General features: G+C 68.7%; 21 protein-coding genes. 11 read left to right on the top strand and 10 right to left on the bottom strand.

What is annotated here, in order from left to right; all coding sequences use genetic code 11:
* Window positions 1-2: 2 nt before the first annotated feature.
* The 6 genes from IPF36_RS27635 to IPF36_RS27610 all read left to right on the top strand — a co-directional run bounded on the left by IPF36_RS27635 (window position 3) and on the right by IPF36_RS27610 (window position 7092).
* The gene (locus IPF36_RS27635) at window positions 3-1016 is read left to right on the top strand and encodes a MoxR family ATPase (protein WP_133095276.1); all 1014 of its coding nucleotides are present in this window, start codon (window positions 3-5) and stop codon (window positions 1014-1016) included.
* Window positions 994-1992 (top strand): DUF58 domain-containing protein, encoded by a 999-nt coding sequence (locus tag IPF36_RS27630; RefSeq protein ID WP_133095277.1) that lies wholly within the window; start codon window positions 994-996, stop codon window positions 1990-1992. Before IPF36_RS27635 ends, IPF36_RS27630 begins: the two co-directional genes overlap by 23 nt.
* Entirely contained in the window at window positions 1989-3071 is a 1083-nt protein-coding gene (locus IPF36_RS27625) for a VWA domain-containing protein (protein ID WP_135703752.1), read from the top strand. The genes IPF36_RS27630 and IPF36_RS27625 overlap by 4 nt, the downstream gene beginning before the upstream one ends.
* A gap of 525 nt (window positions 3072-3596) precedes the next feature.
* Complete coding sequence (locus IPF36_RS27620; RefSeq protein WP_195431504.1) at window positions 3597-4898, top strand: MFS transporter; 1302 nt, start codon at window positions 3597-3599, stop codon at window positions 4896-4898.
* A 2-nt stretch (window positions 4899-4900) separates the two neighbouring features.
* Complete coding sequence (locus IPF36_RS27615; RefSeq protein ID WP_135703750.1) at window positions 4901-6133, top strand: amidohydrolase family protein; 1233 nt, start codon at window positions 4901-4903, stop codon at window positions 6131-6133.
* Window positions 6134-6189: 56 nt separating this feature from the next.
* On the top strand, window positions 6190-7092 hold the full coding sequence (locus IPF36_RS27610; protein WP_133095281.1) for a LysR substrate-binding domain-containing protein: 903 nt from the start codon (window positions 6190-6192) through the stop codon (window positions 7090-7092).
* Here IPF36_RS27610 and IPF36_RS27605 read toward each other — a convergent pair.
* Together IPF36_RS27605 and IPF36_RS27600 are read right to left on the bottom strand one after the other, a co-directional pair.
* Window positions 7089-8303 carry a M20 aminoacylase family protein gene (locus IPF36_RS27605; RefSeq protein WP_195431502.1) on the bottom strand — a complete coding sequence of 405 codons (1215 nt, stop codon included), beginning with the start codon at window positions 8301-8303 and terminating at the stop codon, window positions 7089-7091. The two genes, IPF36_RS27610 and IPF36_RS27605, sit on opposite strands and share 4 nt — an antisense overlap.
* A gap of 8 nt (window positions 8304-8311) precedes the next feature.
* Window positions 8312-9316, bottom strand: coding sequence for a tripartite tricarboxylate transporter substrate binding protein (locus IPF36_RS27600; protein ID WP_135703748.1), 1005 nt, complete (start codon window positions 9314-9316; stop codon window positions 8312-8314).
* Window positions 9317-9445: 129 nt separating this feature from the next.
* Here IPF36_RS27600 and IPF36_RS27595 point away from each other — a divergent pair, with 129 nt between their 5' ends.
* Entirely contained in the window at window positions 9446-10357 is a 912-nt protein-coding gene (locus IPF36_RS27595) for a LysR family transcriptional regulator (protein ID WP_133095284.1), read from the top strand.
* 35 nt (window positions 10358-10392) lie between these two features.
* Here the strand turns inward: IPF36_RS27595 and IPF36_RS27590 are convergent, their stop codons facing one another.
* Window positions 10393-11289, bottom strand: coding sequence for a LysR family transcriptional regulator ArgP (locus IPF36_RS27590; protein WP_195431500.1), 897 nt, complete (start codon window positions 11287-11289; stop codon window positions 10393-10395).
* A gap of 74 nt (window positions 11290-11363) precedes the next feature.
* On the opposite strand from IPF36_RS27590, the gene IPF36_RS27585 reads away from it, so the two are divergent.
* A complete protein-coding gene (locus IPF36_RS27585; RefSeq protein WP_195431498.1) occupies window positions 11364-12014 on the top strand; it encodes a LysE/ArgO family amino acid transporter in 651 nt (216 codons plus the stop codon).
* Window positions 12015-12066: 52 nt separating this feature from the next.
* Here the strand turns inward: IPF36_RS27585 and IPF36_RS27580 are convergent, their stop codons facing one another.
* From IPF36_RS27580 to IPF36_RS27560, 5 genes are all read right to left on the bottom strand, one after another.
* On the bottom strand, window positions 12067-13089 hold the full coding sequence (locus IPF36_RS27580; RefSeq protein ID WP_135703745.1) for a transketolase family protein: 1023 nt from the start codon (window positions 13087-13089) through the stop codon (window positions 12067-12069).
* Complete coding sequence (locus IPF36_RS27575) at window positions 13086-13931, bottom strand: transketolase (protein ID WP_135703744.1); 846 nt, start codon at window positions 13929-13931, stop codon at window positions 13086-13088. The genes IPF36_RS27580 and IPF36_RS27575 overlap by 4 nt, the downstream gene beginning before the upstream one ends.
* A 56-nt stretch (window positions 13932-13987) precedes the next feature.
* Complete coding sequence (locus IPF36_RS27570; protein WP_135703743.1) at window positions 13988-15316, bottom strand: MFS transporter; 1329 nt, start codon at window positions 15314-15316, stop codon at window positions 13988-13990.
* Between the two features lie 83 nt (window positions 15317-15399).
* On the bottom strand, window positions 15400-16149 hold the full coding sequence (locus IPF36_RS27565) for an SDR family NAD(P)-dependent oxidoreductase (RefSeq protein ID WP_133095290.1): 750 nt from the start codon (window positions 16147-16149) through the stop codon (window positions 15400-15402).
* A gap of 172 nt (window positions 16150-16321) precedes the next feature.
* On the bottom strand, window positions 16322-17209 hold the full coding sequence (locus IPF36_RS27560) for a LysR substrate-binding domain-containing protein (protein ID WP_195431496.1): 888 nt from the start codon (window positions 17207-17209) through the stop codon (window positions 16322-16324).
* Between the two features lie 333 nt (window positions 17210-17542).
* On the opposite strand from IPF36_RS27560, the gene phaP reads away from it, so the two are divergent.
* Entirely contained in the window at window positions 17543-17938 is a 396-nt protein-coding gene (gene phaP / locus IPF36_RS27555; protein ID WP_167884564.1) for a TIGR01841 family phasin, read from the top strand.
* An 85-nt stretch (window positions 17939-18023) separates the two neighbouring features.
* Window positions 18024-18884, top strand: coding sequence for a response regulator transcription factor (locus IPF36_RS27550; protein WP_255519918.1), 861 nt, complete (start codon window positions 18024-18026; stop codon window positions 18882-18884).
* A 61-nt stretch (window positions 18885-18945) separates the two neighbouring features.
* On the opposite strand, the gene IPF36_RS27545 is transcribed toward IPF36_RS27550, so the two are convergent.
* Both IPF36_RS27545 and IPF36_RS27540 read right to left on the bottom strand, forming a co-directional pair.
* Window positions 18946-19932, bottom strand: coding sequence for a tripartite tricarboxylate transporter substrate binding protein (locus IPF36_RS27545; protein ID WP_195431492.1), 987 nt, complete (start codon window positions 19930-19932; stop codon window positions 18946-18948).
* A 105-nt stretch (window positions 19933-20037) separates the two neighbouring features.
* Window positions 20038-20946: a LysR family transcriptional regulator gene (locus tag IPF36_RS27540; protein WP_195431643.1), complete on the bottom strand. Its 909-nt coding sequence runs from the start codon at window positions 20944-20946 to the stop codon at window positions 20038-20040.
* A 195-nt stretch (window positions 20947-21141) separates the two neighbouring features.
* On the opposite strand from IPF36_RS27540, the gene IPF36_RS27535 reads away from it, so the two are divergent.
* Window positions 21142-23115, top strand: a complete 1974-nt coding sequence (locus IPF36_RS27535) for an aconitase family protein (protein WP_195431490.1) — start codon at window positions 21142-21144, stop codon at window positions 23113-23115.
* Window positions 23116-23154 lie beyond the last annotated feature (39 nt).

Below are 23154 nucleotides of genomic sequence, written 5' to 3'. Positions count from 1 at the left end.
CTATGAACGACCAAGCCAGGGACGCTGCCGACAGCGCAGACTTGATGGAACGCCTGCTGTACGAGGTGAAGCGCGTGGTCGTGGGCCAAGACCACTTTCTCGAACGTGTGCTGGTGGCGATGCTTGCCGGCGGGCACCTGCTGGTCGAAGGGGTGCCGGGGCTGGCCAAGACGCTGACGGTCAACACGCTGGCGCGGACCATGAGCGGCACGTTCAAGCGCATCCAGTTCACGCCAGACCTGCTGCCCGCCGACCTGATCGGCACGCGCATGTATAACCAGGGCACCGGCGAGTTCTCCACCGTGCGCGGCCCGGTGTTCGCCAACCTGCTGCTGGCTGACGAGATCAACCGCGCGCCGGCCAAGGTGCAGAGCGCGCTGCTCGAGGTCATGCAGGAGAAGCAGGTCACCATCGCCGGCGAGACCCACCGCGTGCCGTCGCCCTTCCTGGTGATGGCCACGCAGAACCCGATCGAGACCGAGGGCACCTATCCGCTGCCCGAGGCGCAGGTCGACCGCTTCATGATGAAGGTGCTGGTGGGCTACCCGAGCGAGGAAGAAGAGGTCGTGATCGTCAACCGCGTCACCGGCCCGCGCATCAACGTGGGCGCGGTCGCCACGCCCGAGCACCTGGCCGAGCTGCAGGAGGCGTGCCGCAGGGTCTATGTCGATCCCGCGCTGATCCAGTACGCGGTGCGCGTGGTGGCGGCCACGCGCAAGCCCGGCAGCTACGGCGTGGAGGACATGGACCGCTATATTGCCTTCGGCGCCAGCCCGCGCGCCACCATCGGCCTGATCGAGGGTGCGCGCGCACTGGCCTTCCTGCGCGGCCGGCACTATGCGCTGCCGGAAGACGTTGCCGACCTGGTGCCCGACGTCCTGCGCCACCGCCTGGCGCTGTCTTACGAGGCCATGTCCGATGGCGTCACGGCCGACCATCTGGTCGGCCGCATCCTGCAGGCGCAGCCGGTCCCCGAGCGGCCGCTGGAATCCCATGTTCGGGCGGCTGAGCGCTAGGCGCCGCCGGGAGGCGGAGGCCGCGGCGCAGGTCTCCGCTGCCGCCAACGCGGCAGTGGCCGCGGTCGGGTCCAAGCAGACCGAGGCGCTGCTGCGACGGCTCGAATGGACCGTGGTGCGCCGCCTCGACGGGCTGCTGCAGGGCGACTACCGCACGCTGTTCCGCGGCTTCGGGCTGGACCTGGCCGACCTGCGCGAATACCGCCCCGGCGACGACGTGCGCCATATCGACTGGAACGTGACCGCGCGGCTGCAGACCCCGCACGTGCGCGAGTTCCAGGAAGACCGCGACGTCTCGGCGTGGTTCGTGCTGGACCTGAGCGGATCGGTCGAGTTCGGCTCGGGCGCGGTGCGCAAGCGCGACCTGCTCACCGACTTCACCACGGTGATGGCGCTGCTGCTGACGCGCTACGGCAACCGCGTCGGCGCCGTGCTCTATGGCGGCGCCACCGAAAAGGCCGCGACCGTGATCCCCGCGCGCTCGGGCCGGCGCCAGCTGCTGCACGTGCTCGACCGCATGCATGCCACGCCGGCGGCCTGCCCTGGCGAGACCCGACTGCGCGACCTGCTGGAGCAGGCACGCCTGGTTGCCAGGCGGCGCTCGGTGGTGTTCGTCGTGTCCGACTTCATCAGCGCGACCGGCTGGCAGGCGTCGCTCGGCATGCTGGCGCGGCGCCATGAAGTGGTGGCGGTGCGGCTGGTCGATCCGCTCGAACTGGCCCTGCCCGACCTGGGCCTGGTGGTGCTGCAGGATGCCGAGACCGCCGAGCAGATCTTCGTCGACACGCATGACCCGGCCTTCCGCAAGCGCTTCGCCGCCGCGGCCGAGGCGCGCGAGGCCGAGCTGCACAATGCCTTCGCGCGGGCCGGCGTGCAGTGCCTGACGCTGTCGACCTACGCCCGGCTGGACCTGGCGCTGCTGAGTTTCACGCGCCAGCGGCGCCACCGGCAAGGAACCGCCAGGGGTGCGGCATGACCGAAGCGATAACCCGCCTGCCCGTCTTCAGCTTCCTGTGGCCGAGCATGCTGTGGGGGCTCGCCACCGTGCTGGTGCTGGCGGGCGGCTACCTGTGGCTGGATGCGCGCCGCCGGCGCGCGACCGTGCACTACCCCGCGCTGAAGTCTGTCGGCGTGCCCGTCCGCGGCGGCGCGGGCTGGCGCCGCCATGTGGCACCAGCCCTGACGCTGCTGGCGCTGACCGCGCTGATCGTCGCCATCGCCCGGCCCCAGGCCCTGCTGACGCTGCCCTCGCGCATCAAGACCGTGATCCTGGTCATCGACCTGTCCGGAAGCATGCGCGCGAAGGACATCAAGCCCACCCGCATCCGCGCGGCGCAGCAGGCCGCCCGGGTCTTGCTGGAAGACCAGCCCGCGAGCGTCAGCGTCGGCGTGGTGGCGATGGCCGGCACCGCGGCCGTGGCGCAGGCCCCAAGCCGCAGCAAGGACGACGTGGCTGCCGCCATCGAGCGCCTGAAGCCGCAGGGCGGCACGGCGCTGGGCAATGGCCTGCTGATCGCGCTGACTGAGCTGCTGCCGCAGGCCACCAACGAGGCCGAACGCCTGATGAACGACGACAGCCCGCAGCCGAAGAAGCCGGCGGTCCCGGGCAGCGCCTCCTCGTCCCCCGACAGCGACACGGAGCCGGTCTCGCCCGGCTCGTACGGCGCGGGCGCGATCGTGGTGTTCTCCGACGGCGAGAGCAACGCCGGCCCGGGCGCACTGCAGGCCGCGGAGCTGGCCGCCAACTACGGCGTGCGCGTCTATACCGTGGGCGTCGGCACCCCCGAGGGCGTGGTGCTGTCGGTCGACGGCATGTCGTCCCGCGTCAGGCTGGACGAGAAGGTCCTGAAGCAGGTCGCCAACGCAACCGGCGCCGAGTACTTCCGGCTGGAAGACACGGCCCAGCTGAAGAAGGTGTACAGCGCGCTCAACGCCAAGCTGGCCTTCGACAAGCGCGACCAGGTGGAGGTCACCGCGTTCTTCACCGCGCTGGGCGCGCTGCTGGCGGCGATGGCGGGGCTGCTGTCGCTGTGGTGGTTTGGCCGGGTGATGTAGTGCCGCGGCTTAGGCCAGGCGTTGCGCGCCGGGCGCTGTGTCAGGCGCTGAATCAGGAGCCTCCGGCGCCAGCGCCCGGCATGCCGCCGCGCGCGCCGCGTCGAATTCCTGCCGCGTGCGCGCCACCAGTTCTGCCACCGACTCCACCTGCGCGACACCCGACACCGAGTGCCCCGCGCTCCAGATATCGCGCCAGCGTTTGATGCGGCGCCCCGGGCCGAGGCATGCGCGGAGCGCATGCCCTGTTGCCGGCATCAGGGCAAACCCTGATATCCGATGCCTTGCCCTTGCCGGCGGCGCGGCACAAGGCTTTGCGCCCCGCTGCCCGCCAGCCTTGGCCCGGCGCGGCTTTGCCGTGATCCCCCGCCCGCTTCGCCCGCCCCGCCATGCGCTGCGCGCATGCCTCCATGCGCAGATATCGTTTTTTTTATCATCGGGCCGACACCTATCATCGGCTTGCCTACCGATGCGCCCCGGCATCCCCGTAGCCCCTAGCCCCCGATCTGTCGCCTGGAGTGGAGTGACATGCAAGCCAACCCAACCCTTGACCGCGTGAGCGCGCCGATCGGCGCCAGCCAGCGGCGCCGCGCCATCGTTGCCACCGTGATCGGCAACGGTCTCGAATGGTTCGATTTCACCGTCTACAGCTTCTTCGCGGTCATCATCGCCCGGCTGTTCTTCCCCACCGGCGACGAACTGTCGTCGCTGCTGCTGGCCGTCGCCACCTTCGGCGTCGGCTTCTTCATGCGGCCGGTGGGCGGCATCATCATCGGCATCTATGCCGACCGCGTCGGCCGCAAGGCGGCGCTGTCGCTGACCATCCTGCTGATGGCCGTGGGCACCACACTGATCGGCATCGCGCCGACCTACGATCAGGTGGGCCCATTCGCGCCGATGCTGATCGTGCTCGCGCGCCTGCTGCAGGGCTTCTCCGCCGGCGGCGAGATGGGCGGCGCCACCGCCTTCCTGACCGAGTACGCACCCGAGCGCGAGCGTGCCTACTATTCCAGCTGGATCCAGGCCAGCATCGGCGTGGCCGTGCTGCTGGGCGCGGCGGTCGGCACCTTCGTCACCTCGTCGCTGCCGCCCGAGGCGCTGAACAGCTGGGGCTGGCGCCTGCCCTTCCTGATCGGCATGCTGATCGGCCCGGTGGGCTACTACATCCGCCATCACCTCGATGAGACGCCCACGTTCCAGCAGACCAAGGACAAGACCGATTCGCCGCTGAAGGAAGTGCTGCGCGACTACCCGCGCCAGACCGCCGCCAGCTTCTCGATGGTGATCCTGTGGACGGTGTGCACCTACGTGCTGCTGTTCTACATGCCGACCTACGCCGTCAAGGTGCTGAAGGTGCCGCAGTCGTCCGGCTTCGTGGCCGGCATGGTCGGCGGCATGGCGATCCTGGTGTTCGCGCCGCTGGTGGGCCGCCTGGCCGACCGCTTCGGCCGCCGCATCCTGCTGTCGGGCTCGGCCGCGCTGATCTTCGTGCTGGCCTGGCCGATGTACGTGTACATCAACCAGGTCCCGGGCCTGTTCTCGCTGCTGGTGTTCCAGCTAGTCTTTGGCGTGCTGATCGCCGGCTACACCGGCCCGATCCTGGCGGCCTTCTCCGAACTGTTCCCGGCCAAGGTGCTGTCGACCGGCCTGTCGGTCGCCTATAACCTGGCGGTCACCATCTTCGGCGGCTTTGCCTCCTTCATCATCACCTGGCTGATCGCCACCACGGGCAGCACCATGGCGCCCGCGTTCTACGTGATGATCGCCGCCGCCATCAGCTTCGCCGGCACGCTGCTGGTGCGCGAACCGGCCTATCTCCGCAAGCAATGACCATGAACCAGATCCTGCTGAAGGGCGGCAACGTCCTGGATCCCGCCCGCGGCACCGCGCTGCCGCGCGCCGATGTGCTGATCGAAGGCGAGCGCATCGTCGAAGTCTCCGCGCAAGGCATCGTGGCGCCGCATGCGCGGCAGATCGATGTCGCCGGCAAGACCGTGATGCCCGGCCTGATCGACTGCCACGTGCACGTGCTGGCGTCGCTGGCCAACCTGGGCCTGAACGCGGTGCAGCCCAACGTGCTGGTGGCCTTCCGCGCCATGCCGGTCATGAAGGCGATGCTGGAGCGTGGCTTCACCACCGTGCGCGACGCCGGCGGCGCCGACTGGGGCCTGTCGCAGGCGGTCGCCACCGGGCTGATCCCCGGGCCGCGTATCTTCCCGTCCGGCAAGGCGCTGTCGCAGACCGGCGGGCATGGCGATTTCCGCCCGCGCGCCGACGTGCTCGAGCCCTGCTCGTGCGCCTTCCGTGCCGGCGCCATCGCGCGCGTCGCCGACGGTGTCGACGCGGTGCGCCTGGCCGTACGCGAAGAGATCCAGAAGGGCGCCACGCAGATCAAGATCATGGCGTCGGGCGGCGTGGCTTCGCCGACCGACCCGATCGGCAACACCCAGTACAGCGAGGACGAGATCCGCGCGATCGTGGCCGAGGCCGAAGCCGCGCAGACCTACGTGATGGCGCACGCCTACACCGGCCGCGCCGTCACGCGGGCGATCCGCTGCGGCGTGCGCACCATCGAGCATGGCAACCTGGTCGATGCCGCGGCGGCGCGCGTGATGCGCGAGCACGGCGCCTTCGTGGTGCCGACGCTGGTCACCTACGACGCGCTGGCCCGCGACGGCGCGCGCCTGGGCCTGCCGCCGGAGTCGGTCGCCAAGATCGAGACCGTGCGCGAGGCCGGCCGCAACTCGCTGGCGATCTACGCCGAGGCTGGCGTGCCGATGGCCTTCGGCTCCGACCTGCTGGGCGAGATGCACCACTACCAGTCCGACGAGTTCCGCATCCGCGCCGAGCTGCTCGGCGCGCTCGAGACCATCCGCTCGGCCACCTCGATCGCCGCCGCGGTGCTGCAGCGCGAGGACGAGCTGGGCACGGTCAGGGCCGGCGCGCTGGCCGACCTGCTGGTGGTCGACGGCGACCCGCTGCAGGACATCGGCCTGCTGTGCGGCCAGGGCGAGCATATCTCGCTGGTCATGCAGGCCGGGCGCATCCACGCGCGGCAGGGGTGAGCCTTCCGGCTTTCCCTTAAGATGGGCGGCTGGTTCCCCGACCTCCGGCCGCCCCCATGCGCATCTCCCCGCTTCCTCCCCTTCCCTGCCTGGTCGCCTTCGAGGCGGCCATGCGGCACGGCAACTTCACCCGCGCGGCCGCGGAACTGCACCTGACCCAGAGCGCGATCAGCCGGCAGGTGGCGCAGCTGGAACGCTTCCTCGGCAAGAAACTGTTCGAGCGCGGGCCGCGCGCGCTGAGCCTGACCGTCAGCGGCCAGCAATACGCCGAGCAGATCCAGCGCCTGCTGGTCGACTGCGCCGAAGCCACCGAAAGCGTGATGCGGCGCAAGGGCAGCACCGAGCTGACGGTGGCGGCGTCGTCGGGCGTGTCCACGCTGTGGGTTGCGCCGCGGCTGGCGCAGTTCCGCGCCGAGCATCCGGACGTGCAGGTGCGGTTGTTCGTCAGCGACGGGCTGGCGTCGCTGGTCGACACCAGTTTCGACGTGGCGCTGTACTACCTGCGCGAAGGCCCGCCGCAAGGGCTGGCCGCGCAGCGGCTCTACGACGAGGAAGTGATACCGGTATGCGCGCCCGGCTACCTGCGCGGCCGGCGGCTGGCCGTGGCCGACCTGCCGGCCGAGACGCTGCTGGTGCTGGAAGACGCGCAGCGCCAGTGGATGTCGTGGCCGGCGTGGCTGGCGCAGAACGGGCTGGGCAAGGCGCGCGTGCAGAATACGGTGGTGTCGAACGCCTACCCGATCCTGGTGCAGCTGGCGATCGAAGGCCACGGCATCGTGCTGGGCTGGCGCCACATGATCGACGGCTGCCTGAAGGACGGCCGGCTGGTACGCGCGTGCGAGGCCACCGCCACGCTCGGCGGCGGCTACTACGCGCTATGGCACCGCGACCGGGTGGAGACCTCGGTCGCGCGCACCTTCCGGCAATGGCTGGTGCAGCAGAGCGGCAGGCCGGCCTAGGCGTTCGCCGCGTTCGCCGCGTTCTCCATGTGCTCCACGTGCTCCGGCCACGGCTGGTCCACCAGGAAGCGCTCGCATAGCAGCGCCCAATACGCCGCGCCAACCGGTATATTGCCGTCGTTGAAGTCGTAGCCGGGGTTGTGCACCATGCACTCGCCGTTGCCGATCCACAGGTAGCAGCCGGGCACCTCATCCAGCATGAAGGCGAAGTCCTCGCTCGCCGCGATCGGCGGCGCCTGGCAGTCGACGTGGCCGGGCCCCAGCAGCTCCAGCGCAACCTGGCCGGCAAGCGCCGTTTCCGCCGGCGTGTTGACCAGCACCGGGTAGCCGCGCGCGTAGTCGATCCGCGCCGTCACGCCATAGCTTTGCGCCTGCGCGGAGACCAGTGCGCGGATGCGCTGCTCGAGCTGGTCGCGCACGCGGCGGTCCAGCGCGCGCACGCTCAGGCGGAGCACGGCCTGCGCGGGAATGATGTTGGAGACGGTGCCGGCCTGGAACGCGCCCACCGTGACCACCGCCGTTTGCAGCGGGTCGACATTGCGCGCCACGATGGTCTGCAACGCCATCACGATCGAAGCGCCGGCCACGACCGGATCGGCCGCGTTGTGCGGGAACGCCGCATGGCCGCCGATGCCGGCGAGCGTGATGGTCACGCTGTCGGCCGAGGCCTGCGCGGCGCCCTGGCGCAGCAGCAACCGGCCCGGCGCCGTGCCGGGGACATTGTGCATGGCGAAGACGGCATCGCACGGGTACTTGTCGAACAACCCCGCTTCCATCATCCGCTTTGCCCCGCCCAGCCCTTCCTCCGCCGGCTGGAAGATCAGGTTCAGCGTGCCGCTGAAACTGCCGTGCCGCGCCAGATGTCTGGCGGCGCAGAGCAGCATGGCGGTATGCCCGTCGTGTCCGCAGGCGTGCATCACGCCGGGATGGCAGCTGGCATAGGGCAGCCCGGTGGCTTCGGCCAGCGGCAGCGCGTCCATGTCGGCGCGGATGCCGAGACTGCGCCTGCCGCTGCCCCGCCGCAGCCGGCCAACGACGCCGGTAGTGCCGAGCCCGCGTTCCACCTCGTAGCCCCATTCGGCGAGCAGGCTGGCCACGATGTCGCTGGTGCGGTGTTCCTCGAAGCCGAGTTCCGGATGGCGATGGATATCGCGGCGGATGGCGACGAAGGCTTCCGCACTGTCTTGCAGCGTTTCCAGGAGGGGATGCATGGCGTCCTTCATTGCGGCTGCAGGCCGATGGCACGCGCGATGCCGCGGTACTGGTCGATGCTCTGCTGGTACGCCTTCTGGCTTTCCGCCAGCGATGCCGGACGGGATGCGGGCAGGTTCGCGGCATCCAGGCTGGCACGCACCGCCGGGTCGGCCAGCGTCTGCGCCAGCGCCTTGTGCAGCGCCTGCACGACCGGCTCGGCGGTGTCCTTCTTCACGAAGACACCGGCCCAGGTCGAGTAGTTGAAGCCGCGCAGCGCCTTGCTTTCATTGACGCTCGGCACGGACCTGACCGCGTCGAGCCGCGTCGGCGACAGCACCGCCAGCATCCTGACCTGGCCGGTGCGCATGCGCTCGATGTCGGGCTTGCCGAACGGCGAGATAAAGATATCGACGATGCCGCCCACCAGGTCCTGGATCACGGGCGCGCCACCCTTGTAAGGCACGTGCGTCATCGGCGCGCCGATGGTCTGCGACAGGTGCGCCCCGAGCAGGTGGTAGAGCGACCCGATGCCGACGCTGGCATACGTCAGCGGCTTGCCCGCCCGTGCTGCCTGCGCGGCATGGGCCGCGAGCTCATCGACATCCTTCACCGGCAGGTCCTTGCGCGCCAGGATGGCCAGGTCGACCGCGCCGACCATGTGGACCAGCCGGAAGTCCTCGCTCTTGTACTTGATGGCCGCGTTCGCCAGCGGCGTCGTGATCAGTTCGCCGGGGCCGGCCTGCAGCAACAGGTGCCCGTCGGCCGGCGCATGCAGGACCTTCTGCGCGGCGATCGCGCCGCCGGCGCCGCCCAGGTTCTCGACGATGACCGGCTGGCCGAACTGCCGCCCCAGCGGCGCATTGAGGTTGCGGGCGACCACGTCCGACAGCCCTCCCGCCGGGAACGGCACCAGCAGCGTGACGGGCCGGTCGGGGTAGGCGTGGGCCGGCGCCAGGCCCACGCACAGCAGGCCGGCCACCGCGCCGCGCAGCAGCCGGCGGGCAATGTTCTGGAATCGGATTCGGGTCATGGCAGTCTCCTCGGCGCCTTGCGTCGCTTCGTGTGGGTGTTGTGCGACGGATCGTATCGGCCAGCCCGCTATGTGTCCAATGCATTACTCGTCTAAAATTTATTCATAAAACTCATCCACAAGGCATCGATGCACCTCAAACACCTGCGGCACCTGCTCATGGTCGCGGACGTGGAATCGTTCAGCCGCGCCGCGCAACGGCTGCACCTGACCCAGTCGGCGCTGAGCCGCAGCATCCAGGCGCTGGAGGACGAGCTTGGCGGCAAGCTCATCGACCGCCATGGCCGGCGCAATGTGCTGACCCCGCTGGGCGAACTGATCGCCGAGCGGGCCCGGCGCATGCTGTTCGAGGAAGCCGAGCTGCATCGCAGCGTCGAACTGTTCCACCGCCATCACCTCGGCGCCATCCGCGTCGGGCTGGGCGCTGGCCCCGGCGCGGTGCTGATGACGCCGTTCCTGCGCCACATGGCCATGCACCACCCCGGCATACAGGTGGCGGTGTCGCTCGGCACTTCCGACGCGCTGATGATCCAGCTGCGCCAGCGCACGCTGGACGCGGTCATCGTGGAGGTCACCAGCGTGGCGCCGGCCACCGACCTGCGCCACGAATTGCTGGCGCAGCTGCAGGGCCGCTTCATCTGCCGCGCGGGCCATCCGCTGCTGCTGCAGGCCGCCGCCGGCGAGGCCGTGACCTTCGACGATGTCATGCGCTATCCGCTGGCGTCGGCACCGCTGAGCCCGGAAGTCGCGCGCGGGCTGGTCAAGCGCTTCGGCCCGCGCGCCGATCCCGAGCATTGCCTGAGCCTGCGCTGCGAGAACGTGCGCAGCCTGGTCGAGGCCGTGCTGGTCTCGGACGCGATCCTGTTCAGCATCGTCGCGGCCGTGCGGACGGAAATCGCCGAGGGGAAGCTGTGCGAACTGGCGACCACGCCCGCGGTCGACGACGGCCCCCGCTACGCTTTCTTCACGCTGGCGGGCCGGACCGAGGCGCCGAGCATGGCGCTGTTCCGGCGTTTCGTGGACGAGCACCTGCACGACTGACCCCGGCACGCCGCCGGTGGCTTACCGCTGCCAAGTCAGGGCGCCAGCAACGCGGCGCGGCCGGCCGCCAGCACCTCGCGGCTCAGGCCGTCGAGCAGGCCGGACGCGGCGCGCGCGTATTGCCAGTGCAACGGCACGTCCAGCGGCGTGCCCGGCACCAGCTCGACCAGCGAGCCGTCGCCGAGATGCTGCGCGATCAGCGACTGCGGATGCAGCCCCCAGCCCATGCCGGCCAGCGCCGCAGTCACGAAGGCCTGCGAGGAAGGCAGCATGTGCCTGGGCACATCAACATGCCGATGGCACAGCCGCCGCGCCCAGCGCACCTGCAGTTCATCCTTGGTGTTGAACAGCAGGCTGGGGGCCTTCGCCAGCGTGCCGGCTCCCACGCCGCCGGCAAAATGCTGCCGCACGAAGGCCGGGCTGGCGGCCGCCAGGTAGCGCATGGCCCCCAGCGGCTGGCTGTTGCAGCCTGCCGCCGGGCGCGCCGTCGCGGTCACGGCGGCCAGCACGGTGCCGCTGCGCAGCCACTCGGTGGTGTGATCCTGGTCGTCCACGGCGACTTCCATCAGTACGGGGCTGGCCGCGGCGAAGGCCGCAATGGCCGACGCGGCCCAGGTCGCAAGGCTGTCGGCATTCACCGCGATCGGCAGCGCGACGCGTGCGATGCCCTCCGGCGCCAGCGCCGGCAGCGCCCCCTGCAGATCCTGCTCGAGCAGCCGCACGCGGTCGACGTGCTGGCACAGCCTGCGGCCCGTCTCCGTCGCGCGGCAAGGCTGGTCGCGCACCACCAGCGCGCAACCCAGCCGCTCCTCCAGCAGCCGGACGCGCTGGGAAATGGCCGACGGCGTGACATGAAGCGCGCGCGCGGCACGCTCGAAGCTGCCTTCGCGTATCACGGCGGCCAGTGCGGAGAGGGCCGAATAGTCCAGCATCGCCTTAAATTTTCCTAAACCAGATAAAGGAAAGATAGTTTGTCTTCATCTGCGCGGCCAGGCAAGCTGCCCCCATGATGACGCCGCTCGCCACTTCCTCCCTCTCCTTGTCTGTCTGGCTCCAGGGTATGGCCCTCAGCCTGGGCCTGATCGTCGCGATCGGCGCCCAGAACGCCTTCGTGCTGCGCCAGGGCCTGCGCCGCGAGCATGTCGGCAGCGTGGTGCTGTTCTGCGCCGTCGCGGATGCCCTGCTGATCGCAGCGGGGGTCATGGGCATGGCCCGGGCGCTGGGCGAGAACCCCGGCCTGGCGCGCGCGCTGGCGCTGGCCGGCGCCGCGTTCCTGGCGCTATACGGATGGCGAGCCCTGCAGCGCGCGCGCCAGTCGCACCAGCTGCGGGCGGCGGCAGGACAGGAGGGCCTCAGCCGCGGCGCCGCGCTGGCGCAGGCGGCTGCGTTCACGCTGCTCAATCCCCATGTCTATCTCGACACGGTGCTGCTGGTCGGCAGCATCGGCGCGCAGCAGCCGGCGGCGCTGCGCGGCTGGTTCGTGGCGGGCGCGAGTTCGGCCAGCCTGTTCTGGTTCGGGCTGCTGGGATTCGGGGCGCGCTGGCTGGCGCCGTGGTTCGCCCGGCCGTTGGCCTGGCGCGTGCTGGACGGGTTGATCGGCGTGACGATGTTCGTGCTGTCGGCACTGTTGCTGCATCACGCCGTTGCTGGAGTCTGAAGGTCATTCCCGCGGCAGCGGAAATGACCATGGGGGATGCGAAAGACGGCCGTCAGGCGATCCAGTCGCGGATCGATTGCGCCATCACGCCCGCCGAGATGCCATAGCGGTCGTGCAGCGTGGGCAGTGCGCCGGCATCGAGGAATGCGTCGGGCAACCCGACCTGCCGGAACGGCACCATGGTACCCGCCTGCATCAGCGTGGCCGCGACCGCCTCGCCCAGGCCGCCGATCACCGTGTGGTTCTCGGCCACCACCACCAGGCGCCCTTGCCGCTTCGCTTCGCGCACGATGGTTTCGGTATCGAGCGGCTTGATGGTCGGCACGTGCAGCACCGCCACGCCGATGCGGTCCTTCTCCAGCGCCTTGGCCACCTCCAGCGCTCGCATGGTCATGATGCCCGACGAGATCACCAGCACCTCGGCGCCATCGCGCAGCAGCTTTGCCTTGCCGAGCTCGAACTTGTAGTCGTACTCGTCCAGCACCACCGGCACGTTGCCGCGCAGCAGGCGCGCGTACACCGGGCCGTTGTGCGCGGCAATGGCCGGCACCATCTGCTCGATGTCGATCGCGTCGCACGGGTCGATCACGGTCATGTTGGGCATGGCGCGCATCAGCGCCAGGTCCTCGGCGGCCTGGTGGCTGGGGCCGTAGCCGGTGGTCAGCCCGGGCAGCGCACAGACGATCTTCACGTCGAGGTTGTCCTCGGCGATGGTCTGGTGCATGAAGTCGTAGGCGCGGCGCGTGGCGAATACCGCGTAGGTGGTGACGAAGGGCTGTGCCCCTTCATGCGCGAAGCCGGCGGCGGCACCCATCAGCAACTGTTCGGCCATGCCCATCTGGTAGTAGCGCTCGGGGAACGCCTGCGCAAAGATATGCAGGTCGGTGTACTTGCCCAGGTCGGCGGTCATGCCGATCACGTCCTGCTTCTGGCGCCCCAGTTCCACCAGCGCGTGGCCGAATGGCGCGGATCGGGTGGCCTGTCCTTCGCCGGCGATGGAGGCGATCATGGCCGAGGTCTTCAGCTTAGGCTTGGTGTTGGTGTTGGTGCTGGCGGTGGCGATGGTATTGCTCATGCTTGTCTCCCGGCTTCCAGGGCCTGCAGTGCGAGTTGCCATTCGTGGGCATCCACGCGGATAAAGTGGTTCTTCTCGCGCTGCTCGAGGAACGGCACGCCGCACCCCATGCGCGTATCGCAGATGATCATGCGCGGCTGCGCGCCGCTATGTTCGCGCGCCGCACGGAAGGCGGCAGCCACGGCGTCGATGTCGTTGCCGTCGACGCGCTGCGTGAACCAGCCGAATGCTTCCAGCTTCGGCACCAGCGGCTCGAACGCCATGACCTGCGTGGACGGGCCGTCGGCCTGCTGGTTGTTGACGTCGACGATCGCGATCAGGTTATCCAGCTTCCAGTGCGCGGCGGACAGGATGCCCTCCCAGATCGCGCCCTCGTCCAGCTCGCCGTCGGAGAACAGCGTGTAGATGAAGTTGCCGGAGCCCTTGCGCCTGAGGCCGAGGCAGCGGCCCACGGCGATGGTCAGGCCCTGCCCCAGCGAGCCGCCGGACATTTCCATGCCGGGCGTGTAGCTGGCCATGCCTGACATCGGCAGGCGGCTGTCGTCGCTGCCATAGGTCTCCAGCTCTTCGGCGGGCAGGATGCCGGCTTCCAGCAGCGCCGCGTACAGCGCGATGGCGTAGTGGCCGTTGGACAGCAGGAAGCGGTCGCGCCCTTCCCATTCGGGATCTTCGGGGCGGTAGCGCATGGCGTCGAAGTAGGCCACGGCGAGCACGTCGGCGATATCGAGCGCCTGGCCGATATAGCCCTGGCCCTGGACTTCGCCCATCAGCAAGGCGTTGCGGCGGATGCGGTAGGCGCGTTCCCGCAAGGACACGGCCTTGTCGGTGGTTGCTTGTTGCATGGTGTCTCCAGCAATCGGTTCGATCAGAGTTTCAGAAATTCGGCAAAGAGGGGGTGTCAGCGGTTCACGGACCTGGCGGGGACCAGGAGCACCAGCATCGCGCCGAAGACAACCGTGCCCGAGATGAACATCAGGCCGGCGGTGGACTTCCCGGTCAGGTCGTTCAGCCAGCCCACGATGGCGGGCGAGAAGAAGCCAGCCAGGTTGGCCACGCAGTTGACCGCGGCGATGCCCGCTGCGGCCGACATGCCGCCCAGCAGCGCGGTAGGCAACGCCCAGAACTGCGACGACGAGGCCAGGATGCCGGCGGCGGCGATGCACAGGCATACCAGCGATGCACTGACACTGCCCAGCAGCGGCAAGGTGGCAAACCCGGTGGCGGCGACCACCATCGGCACGATCAGGTGGAAGCGGCGCTCGCGGCGGCGGTCGGCGCTCATGCCCACCAGCGGCAGCGCCACGATCGCGCACAGATACGGCAGCGCGGTGTAGATGCCCACCCACAGCGGATCGGCGACGCCGGCCTTGCGGATGATGGTCGGCAGCCAGAAGGTCAGCCCGTACTGGCCCAGCACCACGCAGAAGTAGATCGCTGCCATCAGCCACAGGCGGCGGTCCGCCATGAACGAGCGGATCGACATGTGTTCCATCTTGTGCACGTTGTCGCCCTCGATATTGCGCTTGAGCAGGGCCTTCTCGGCGTCAGTCAGCCAGTGCGCGTGGTCGATGCCGTTGTCGAGGTAGAACAGGATGGCCACGCCCAGGCACAGCGAAGGCAGCGCTTCGATCAGGAACAGCCACTTCCAGCCGGCCAGGTCGCCCACGCCGTGGAAGGCATGCATGATCCAGCCCGACAGCGGCCCGCCCACGATGCCGGCCAGCGGGATCGCCATGAAGAACATCGACAATGCCTTGGCACGCCGCTCGGAGGGGAACCAGTACGTCATGTACAGGATCACGCCCGGCGCGAAGCCGGCCTCCGCCACGCCCAGCAGAAAGCGCAGCACGTAGAACTGGGTTGGCGTGGTGACAAAGGCGAAGCACGCCGAGATCACCGCCCAGGTCAGCATGATGCGCGCCAGCCAGCGCTTGGCGCCGACCCGGTGCAGGATCACGTTGCTCGGCACTTCGAAGAGGAAGTAGCCGAGGAAGAAGATGCCGGCGCCGAGGCCGTAGATGGTTTCGCTGAACTGCAGGTCGCTCAGCATCTGCAGCTTGGCAAAGCCGACATTGACCCGGTCCAGGTAGGCGCCCAGATAGCAGAGCATCAGGAACGGGATCAGCCGCTTCACCACCTTGGCGTAGGTGCGGGTCTCGAAGGTGGCGGAATCGGCGTGCAGCGTCGCTTCGCCGCCGATGGGCGAAGCCGCGTATTTGGTCTTCATCGGTTGTCTCCTGCCTGGTGGCGCCGCGCTGCGGTGCCCCGGCTGTTGAAGGCTGCGCCTCTGTCGGGCGGCTTCACTTGAATTTAGTGGATCAGCATGCCGCCGTTGACGTCCAGCGTGATGCCGGTCAGGTAGGCGGACATGTCGCTCGCCAGGAACACGCAGGCGTTGGCCACGTCGGCCGCGTTGCCCAGCCGGCCCAGCGGGATGCCCTTGATGATGTCGGCGCGCATCTCGGGAGTGAGCTTGTCGCCGGTGATGTCGGTCTGGATCAGGCCCGGCGTGATCGAATTGACGCGGATGCTGTCGGGCCCGAACTCGCGCGCCATGGCGCGCGCCAGGCCCAGCACGCCGGCCTTGGCGGCGCTGTAGTGCGGCCCGCCGAAGATGCCGCCGCCACGCTGCGCCGACACTGACGACATGCACACGATGCTGCCGCGCTTCTGCTCGCGCATCTGCGGCAGCACCGCCTGCGACATGTACAGCGTGCCGCGCAGGTTCACGTCAAGCACGGCGTCGTAGTCGGTCGCCTGGATATCGAGCGTGCGCACCGGCTGGGTGATGCCGGCGTTATTGACGAGCGCGTCGATGCGACCGTAGCGCTGCAGCACGGTCTGCGCCGCGCGTTCGCAGGCGGCCTTGTCGGTCACGTCGCAGGCCAGGCCCAGGTGGCGGTCACCCAGCTCACCGGCGGCAGCCTGCGCGTCTTCGAGGCGCAGGTCCAGGATCACCACGGTGGCACCCTGCGCGGCGAAGGCCCTGGCGGTGGCCCTGCCGATGCCGCGCGGCGAGGCGGCGCCGGTGATGATGACTACGTTGTTCTCGACCAGCATCTTTGTCTCCTTGCAATTGGACTTGGGATGTGTCGAGTTTTGTCGCTGGCGGCCTGACGATCAACGCGGTCTGCCTCAGCTATTGCTGAGAAATTTTCAAACATCGGCAGACGGTCGCCTCGAAGCGCGCCGTCTCGTTCACTTCATCGGCCGCGCATGTGGCATCGCGCGTTCAGCGCGGCGCCGGCAACTGGCGGTCGAGCCAGGCCAGGAAGCGCGCCACACGCGGCAAGCCGGCGTTCTGCGCCGGGCAGACCACGTGGTGGCTGCCCACCTCCAGCGCGTGGCTGTCGTCGAACACGGGCATCAGTGCGCCCTTGCGGATCTGCACCGATGCCAGCAGCGTGCTTTCCAGCGCCACGCCCAGGCCCAGTGCGGCGGTCTCCAGCGACATGTAGGAGCGGTCGAAGCTGAAGTCGAAGGTCTTGTGCGAAGCCCGCACGCCGAACCGCGCGAACCACTGTTGCCACTGCACCAGCGGCGTTTCGGAATAGATCAGCCGCTGCGCCAGCAGATCCTCGGGCGTACGGATCGGATGCTTTTCGAGATAGGCAGGAGAAGCCAGCGGCGCGATCGTCTCGCGCCGCAGCGTCTTCACCTGCAGGTCGCGCCAGTGCGCGTAGCCATGGCGGATATCGACATCGTAATAGCCGCTGGTGAACGATACGTCTTCATACGAGCACGACAGGTTGAGCTGGATATCGCCATTGTCGGCCTGGAACGATTCTAGCCGTGGCAGCAGCCACATCAGGCCGAAGCTCGGGCTCGAATGGACGCGCAGGATCTCGATATTGGCCGGGCTCGAGGCGCGTTCGGTAGCGCGGTTGAGATCGGCCAGCACGCCGGTGATATCGCGCAGGTACTGCTCGCCCACCGACGTCAGCGCCAGCCCGCGCCCTTGCCGGAAGAACAGCGGCTGGCCCAGGATCTCTTCCAGGTTGCTGAGCTGGTGGCTGACGGCGGAAGCGGTCAGGCCGAGTTCATCAGCGGCGCGGCTGACGCTCTTGGTCCTGGCGACGCTTTCGAAAGCGATGATGGCCTTTACCGGGGGAATCCGCATGGCATGTCGAGGGGATGGAGTCGCAGCGATTCTACTTGCCGCTATGCCGATCTCCTCCGTCATTCGTCGCGCATTGCGGCTGTGTTCCGGAACGCGCCGGCCGAAATGCCAAACGAAAACGAAAAAAACAAAATCGTACAGAAACGCTGAAGCCATCGGGGAATCCCCCTAGGCCTGCGGATCACATTGTTTAGAGTGCTTACTCTAAAATTGGGCGCGAATGATGCAACGCAGCACGCCGGGCGTCTCCTCCGACGCACTCCTCCGGTCGTGCGTTCACCCGCAAACCTGTCGTCGGGCACCATGCCCCGGCGGATCCAAGGAAACCATTGCATGCCCGATTTCGCGCCCGATCAGTTCCCTGCCAGTCACGGCAGCGGCTTCGCTGACTGCTTCGCCTACTCCAGCATCCTGTTTGCCGGCTTCCAGCGGATCGCCGAGCTGAACCTGCAGACCGCGCAGGCAGCCTTCGACGAAAGCCAGCAGCGGATGCAGGCGCTGCTGGCCAGCAGGGACCTGCGCAAGGTCCTCGACATGCAGAACGGCCTGACGCCCGTTGCCGCAGACAAGGCCTGCGCCTACACGCGGCAGCTGTATGAAATCGCGTCCGAAACGCAGGCCGGGCTTGCCCAGCTAGCGCAGGCCCGCTTCCAGCAAGCGGTCGAGCTTGCGCAATCCAGGCTGAGCCACGCCACCATGTCGCCAGTCGCAACGCGAGCCGCCGCATAAATCACGGCCGCCGGACGTACGATGCCGCATGCCGCTCCCTGCCGCGGCCGCGGCGCCGCGTCCGCGCGCAAGAGAGACATGTGCAATGAAGGTGCTGTTGATTGAATCCCACGCTTTGCTGCGGGTGGCGTTGCGCAGGACACTGGAAAACGTCGACGCCGTCGGCGAACTCGTTACCGCCGACCCGGCTGAACTCGCGGGGCACTGCGCTGCCGGCGAAGGCATCACATTGGTCGTGCTGGGGCTGCCGGACGATCCGGAGGCTGCATGGCAGCTGCTGTGCCAGGTCGGCAGGATGTGGCCCGCGGCGCGGCTGCTGGTACTTTGCGACATCGCGCCCCGGAACTGGGTCGATGACAAGGTCACGGCGGGCGTCGTGGGTTGCCTGCCGAAATCGGTGCAGCCCGATGTGCTGGAAGCAGCGATCCGGCTGGTCGGCAGCGGCTACCAGGTCAGCCTGAGGCCGTTCAGCCGGCGGGCGGCGCTGGAACCGGATATGGCACCGGATACTGCGCCGGCATCGCACGATGGCATGCGCCAAGGCAGCGCCGGACGAAACGCGGAGCGCCGCGCCAAAGGCGCCTTTACTGCAAACGACGACACGGTGGCCGACGTCCGTTCGCCCGGCGAGGCCCACGCGCTCGGCCTCACGCCGCGCCAGTACGAAATCCTCGTACTGCTCGCACGCGGCTATCCCGCCAAGACCATCAGCCGGCAGCTGAACGTTTCAGTGGCGACGGTCAAGTGCCATTGCAACGCCCTTTACAAGGCGCTCGGCGTCCGCAGCAAGGGCGAAGCCGTCCATGTGGCGCTGCAACGCGGTGCGCGTCTGGGACAGGCCCTGGCTCCCGGCCCTGGGCAACCGGCACCGAAGCCCGTGGCAAGCACAACCAAGCCGGTGCCGCGTGCGGCTGTCGCGGATCCGGAAGACTGCGCCGCGCTGTAGGGAGTGCAAAAGGAAAAGGACCCGCCGCAAGCGGCGGGCCCCCGGTGTCAGGCACGTTGCCTTAGTTCAGCGTCGCGCCCGCCTGCCTGACGATCCTCGCATGCTTGTCCAGCTCGCTGCGAAAGAACGGCACGGCCGCGTCGGCACCGGTGGCCGCCACGACCACGCCCTGCCCCGCCAAATGCTCCTGCACGTCGCGCTCCTGCAGCGTGGCCTGGATCTTCGACTGCAACGCCGACACGTTCGCCTTCGACAGGCCCGCCGGGCCCACGATCGCCAGCCAGGCATCGAAGCTGTAGCGCGGCAGGCCCGACTCCGCCAGCGTCGGCACGTCCGGCAGAGCCGGCACGCGCTGGGCGGTCGACACGGCGATGGCCTTCAGCTTGCCGGCCTTCAGCAGCGGCAGCACCGCCTGCACCGTCAGGAAGCCGACCTGCACCTGGCCGCCGACAAGGTCCGTAGTGTAGTTACCCGCGCCCTTGTAAGGTACATGCCGGATATCGACCTTCGCTTCGCTGGCAAACAGTTGCCCGGCCAGATGCAGCACCGTGCCGTTGCCCGACGAGCCATAGTTGAGCTCGCCCGGCTTCGACTTGAGCAGCGCGACCAGTTCGCGGGTGGTTTGCGCGTTGACGGCAGGATTGACGACCAGCACCAGCGGCAGCGTGCCGATCACCGTGATCGGCGTGATGTCCTTGAGCGAGTCATAGGGCAGGTTCTTGTAGATAAACGGGTTGATCACGTGGTTCGACGAGATCAGGCCCAGCGTCGAGCCGTCTTTCGGCGCCCTGACGATCTGCTGCGTACCCGGCACGCCGCCGGCACCGGCAATATTCTCGATCACCACCGACTGGCCCAGGTGCTTGCCCAGCGGCTGGCTCAGCGCACGCGCCACGGCGTCGGCCTGCGATCCCGGCTGGGTTGGCACGATCAGCCTGACCAGCCTGGTTTCCTGGGCGTTGACCGCGCCAGGCAGGCCGCCCAGCATGGCCAGTGTGGTGATACCCGCAAGCGCATGGCACGCCCGCCGAAACAGCGTTGTCCGCATTCCTTGTCTCCGTTTATTGAAATCGCACCGTGGGCGGTGGCCTTGGGTCGGAGTGTAGGGCTGCGTCGCTGCGCGGCAGAGTGCTAATCCGCTGGACCGGCTATCTCAGCCCGGCATAGCCTCCGTGGTGCCTGGCTGGAGCGCGCGGATCATGGCCGCGATCGCGCGCAGCCGCGGCTGCTTGTAGGGCGCGTAGATCAGCAGCTGCCGCTCGCGCCATGGCTCGTCCAGCGGCACGCGCACAAAGCCGCGCGTGCCGGCATAGGCAGCGCCGGCACTGGCCGGCAGCACGGCGATGCCCAGGCCGGCCTCGACCATGCGGCATGCGGCTTCGAAGCTTGACACCGTCACGCTCTGGTTGAACGGCAGGCGCAGGTTCGCCGCCTGTTCGCGCAGCTCCTGGTCGAGCGCGCCGCCGGGCTGCACCACCACCAGCGGATGCTCCAGCACTTCGGCATAGCGGATGCGCTTGCGCCGCGCCAGCCGGTGCGACGACGGCAGCACAACATTGAGCGGATCGCTGGCGAACGGCCACGACTCCAGCCCAGCAGGCGTCTTGGCCGCGACGCCGATGCCGATGTCGACGCGGTCATCGAGGCAGGCGCGGATCGATTCGGCAGTGGAACGTTCGTACAGCGCGATCTCGACCAGCGGATGCGCCGCCTTGAACGCATGCAGCCGCTCCGGCAGGAAGCCGATGATGGCCGACGGACTGGCCGACACGCGCACCACGCCGGCCACCTGGTCGCCGAGATCCTGCACTTCGCGCGCGAAGCTGGCGATGTCCTCATTGAGCTTGCGGCCCAGTTCGAGCGCGCGGGCGCCAGCATCGGTCAGCACCACGCCGGCGGGCGAACGCACGAACAGCACCACCCCAAGGCTGCGCTCCAGTTCGGCGATGCGCCGGCTCAGCGCCGACTGCGCAATGTGTTCGGTCTCCGCCGCGCGCTTGATCGAGCCTTCGCGTGCCGCGGCCAGGAACAGCTGGATATTGACGGGGTCGATGCGGTGCATGGTCTTCAGGATGCCGGCGGCGAGCCGCGTGTCGCCGAATACTAACGCCTGCGCACGGGCCTGCCGCATGCACCACGCCGAACACATGGGTTAACCCTGATATGCCACCCGCAGATAGCAGACATGCCGGATCAGCGCTTCGTGCCGGCGCGATGCAGCCAGTAAAGTGCCGCCAATATGCCACTGGAGACCCGCATGAGCGCCCAAGATTTCGCAGGCCGCATCCTGTTCCTCGCCGACTCGGCGGATGCCATGGCGCGCCAGCTGCAAGGCGAGGCCTTCACGCCTGAGCAAGCCGGGCCCCTGCGCGACGACGTGTCCACCGACGAGATCACGCCGGTGCCGATCCTGACGCACTATGACGACAAGCTCGGCCGCTACCCCTATACCGGCTACAAGGTCGGCGGCACCTGCCCGGTCGCGCCCGGCGCGATCCGCGAGGGCGGCTTCTCGGTGACGGTCGCGGGCAACCGCTACGGCAAGGGATCGTCGCGCGAGCATAGCCCGGCGGCAGAGAAGCTCGCCGGCATCCGGCTGGTGATCGCGCGCAGCTTCGAGCGCATCTACCGACAGAACGCCGACAACATCGGCCTGTTCACCTCGACCGACTTCGGCCTGCTAGCGCGCCTGCAGGCCGGCGAGCCGATCGCCGCGCAAGCGCTGGTGGCCGGGCGCGACGCGCTGGCCGCCGCCATCCTGCTGAGCGGCGGGCTGCTGAAGTTCGGCCAGCAATACCTGGGCAAGGTCGAACCGGCCGCCGCGACGCCGCCCGCGGCACCGCAAACCCTCTTTGAGAAGATCGTCCACCGCCACCTGCTGGCGACGCCCGTGACGCCGATATCCCTGGCGGGCCCGCAACCGGGCGACGGCATCTTCGTGCGCGCGGACTGGCGCTTTATCCACGAGTACTACACCGGCATGTGCGCCCACATGCTGCACGCCACGTTTGGCAGGCCGCTGCGGCTTGAGGATCCCGAGCGCATCGTGGTATTCGAGGACCATACCTCCTACGTCAATGAAAGCCCCGCGCATGTGCGTGGCGGGCTGGTCGACAACATTGCCCGGATGTGCGCGGCACAGCGGGAGTTCGTCGACGCCTACCAGCTGCGTTGCCACCGCACGCTCACAGAGGAAGCGTCCCGCACCGACGACGGCAGCCACGCCGCGGGCATCTCGCACGCGATGATGGCCGAGCGCTATGCACTGCCGGGACAGGTCGTGGTGGGCACCGACTCGCACACCCCCCATAGCGGCGCGCTGGGCTGCGTGGCCTTCGGCGTCGGCACGACCGACATGGCCAATGCGTTCATGACGGGTGCGGTGCGCATGACCATGCCCGAGGGCATCCGCGTCGCGCTCCACGGGGCACTTGCGCCTGGCGTCACGGCCAAGGATGTGGTGCTGCACCTGCTGGCGCAGGCCGGGATCAAGGCAGGCGCCGGGGTCGGCAAGGTGTTCGAGTTCACCGGTCCCGTCGTGCGCGCGATGTCCATCGACGAACGCGCCACGCTGACCAATATGTGCGCCGAGTTGGGCGGCTTCACCGGCATCGTCGCGCCGGATGCGCAGACGGTGCGCTTCCTCAGGGAGCGCCGGGGCATCGATTTCGTGATCGAGCCGTGGATGCGCAGCGATGACGATGCCGCCTTCGCGGCCACCATCGAACTGGACTGCAGCACGCTCGGCCCGATGGTGGCCCGCCCCGGCGACCCCGGCAACGGCTTGCCGCTGGCCGCGCTGGACCGGCGCGTGCGCGTGGATATCGCCTACGGCGGCTCCTGCACTGCCGGCAAGCGCGAGGACTTCGACCTGTACCACGAGGTGCTGCACTGGGCGGTGCAGCGCGGCCTGCGGCTGCCGCCGCATGTCACGCTCTACCTGCAGTTCGGCACCACCGACGTCCGGGACTACTGCATCCGCCAGGGCTACATGGAAACGTTCCATGCGGTCGGCGCGCGCATCCTGCAGCCATCGTGCGGGGCGTGCGCCAACTGCGGCCCGGGTTCGTCGGAACGGGCCGGGCAAGTGACAGTGAGTTCGATCAACCGGAATTTCCCCGGGCGCTCGGGTCCCGGGCAGGTGTGGCTGGCCAGCCCGCCCACCGTGGCTGCCAGTGCGATGGCCGGCGAGCTGGTGTCATTCCATGACTTGCAGCGGCGCCATGGGTAAGCCTGCCGGGCCGGCGAGGTAGCCCGCCGGCGCGCCCAG

Origin of the sequence: Cupriavidus sp. IK-TO18, assembly GCF_015549295.1 — a bacterium.
GTDB lineage: Bacteria > Pseudomonadota > Gammaproteobacteria > Burkholderiales > Burkholderiaceae > Cupriavidus > Cupriavidus oxalaticus_A.
The sequence above is the reverse complement of the archived record's forward strand: the minus strand, read 5'-3'. Positions and strand labels throughout refer to the sequence as shown.

Coding starts and splice junctions, on each gene's coding strand:
- IPF36_RS27635 (WP_133095276.1), top strand. CDS start 3: ATGAACGACCAAGCCAGGGACGCTGCCGACAGCGCAGACTTGATGGAA.
- IPF36_RS27630 (WP_133095277.1), top strand. CDS start 994: ATGTTCGGGCGGCTGAGCGCTAGGCGCCGCCGGGAGGCGGAGGCCGCG.
- IPF36_RS27625 (WP_135703752.1), top strand. CDS start 1,989: ATGACCGAAGCGATAACCCGCCTGCCCGTCTTCAGCTTCCTGTGGCCG.
- IPF36_RS27620 (WP_195431504.1), top strand. CDS start 3,597: ATGCAAGCCAACCCAACCCTTGACCGCGTGAGCGCGCCGATCGGCGCC.
- IPF36_RS27615 (WP_135703750.1), top strand. CDS start 4,901: ATGAACCAGATCCTGCTGAAGGGCGGCAACGTCCTGGATCCCGCCCGC.
- IPF36_RS27610 (WP_133095281.1), top strand. CDS start 6,190: ATGCGCATCTCCCCGCTTCCTCCCCTTCCCTGCCTGGTCGCCTTCGAG.
- IPF36_RS27605 (WP_195431502.1), bottom strand. CDS start 8,303: ATGCATCCCCTCCTGGAAACGCTGCAAGACAGTGCGGAAGCCTTCGTC.
- IPF36_RS27600 (WP_135703748.1), bottom strand. CDS start 9,316: ATGACCCGAATCCGATTCCAGAACATTGCCCGCCGGCTGCTGCGCGGC.
- IPF36_RS27595 (WP_133095284.1), top strand. CDS start 9,446: ATGCACCTCAAACACCTGCGGCACCTGCTCATGGTCGCGGACGTGGAA.
- IPF36_RS27590 (WP_195431500.1), bottom strand. CDS start 11,289: ATGCTGGACTATTCGGCCCTCTCCGCACTGGCCGCCGTGATACGCGAA.
- IPF36_RS27585 (WP_195431498.1), top strand. CDS start 11,364: ATGATGACGCCGCTCGCCACTTCCTCCCTCTCCTTGTCTGTCTGGCTC.
- IPF36_RS27580 (WP_135703745.1), bottom strand. CDS start 13,089: ATGAGCAATACCATCGCCACCGCCAGCACCAACACCAACACCAAGCCT.
- IPF36_RS27575 (WP_135703744.1), bottom strand. CDS start 13,931: ATGCAACAAGCAACCACCGACAAGGCCGTGTCCTTGCGGGAACGCGCC.
- IPF36_RS27570 (WP_135703743.1), bottom strand. CDS start 15,316: ATGAAGACCAAATACGCGGCTTCGCCCATCGGCGGCGAAGCGACGCTG.
- IPF36_RS27565 (WP_133095290.1), bottom strand. CDS start 16,149: ATGCTGGTCGAGAACAACGTAGTCATCATCACCGGCGCCGCCTCGCCG.
- IPF36_RS27560 (WP_195431496.1), bottom strand. CDS start 17,209: ATGCGGATTCCCCCGGTAAAGGCCATCATCGCTTTCGAAAGCGTCGCC.
- phaP (WP_167884564.1), top strand. CDS start 17,543: ATGCCCGATTTCGCGCCCGATCAGTTCCCTGCCAGTCACGGCAGCGGC.
- IPF36_RS27550 (WP_255519918.1), top strand. CDS start 18,024: ATGAAGGTGCTGTTGATTGAATCCCACGCTTTGCTGCGGGTGGCGTTG.
- IPF36_RS27545 (WP_195431492.1), bottom strand. CDS start 19,932: ATGCGGACAACGCTGTTTCGGCGGGCGTGCCATGCGCTTGCGGGTATC.
- IPF36_RS27540 (WP_195431643.1), bottom strand. CDS start 20,946: ATGCACCGCATCGACCCCGTCAATATCCAGCTGTTCCTGGCCGCGGCA.
- IPF36_RS27535 (WP_195431490.1), top strand. CDS start 21,142: ATGAGCGCCCAAGATTTCGCAGGCCGCATCCTGTTCCTCGCCGACTCG.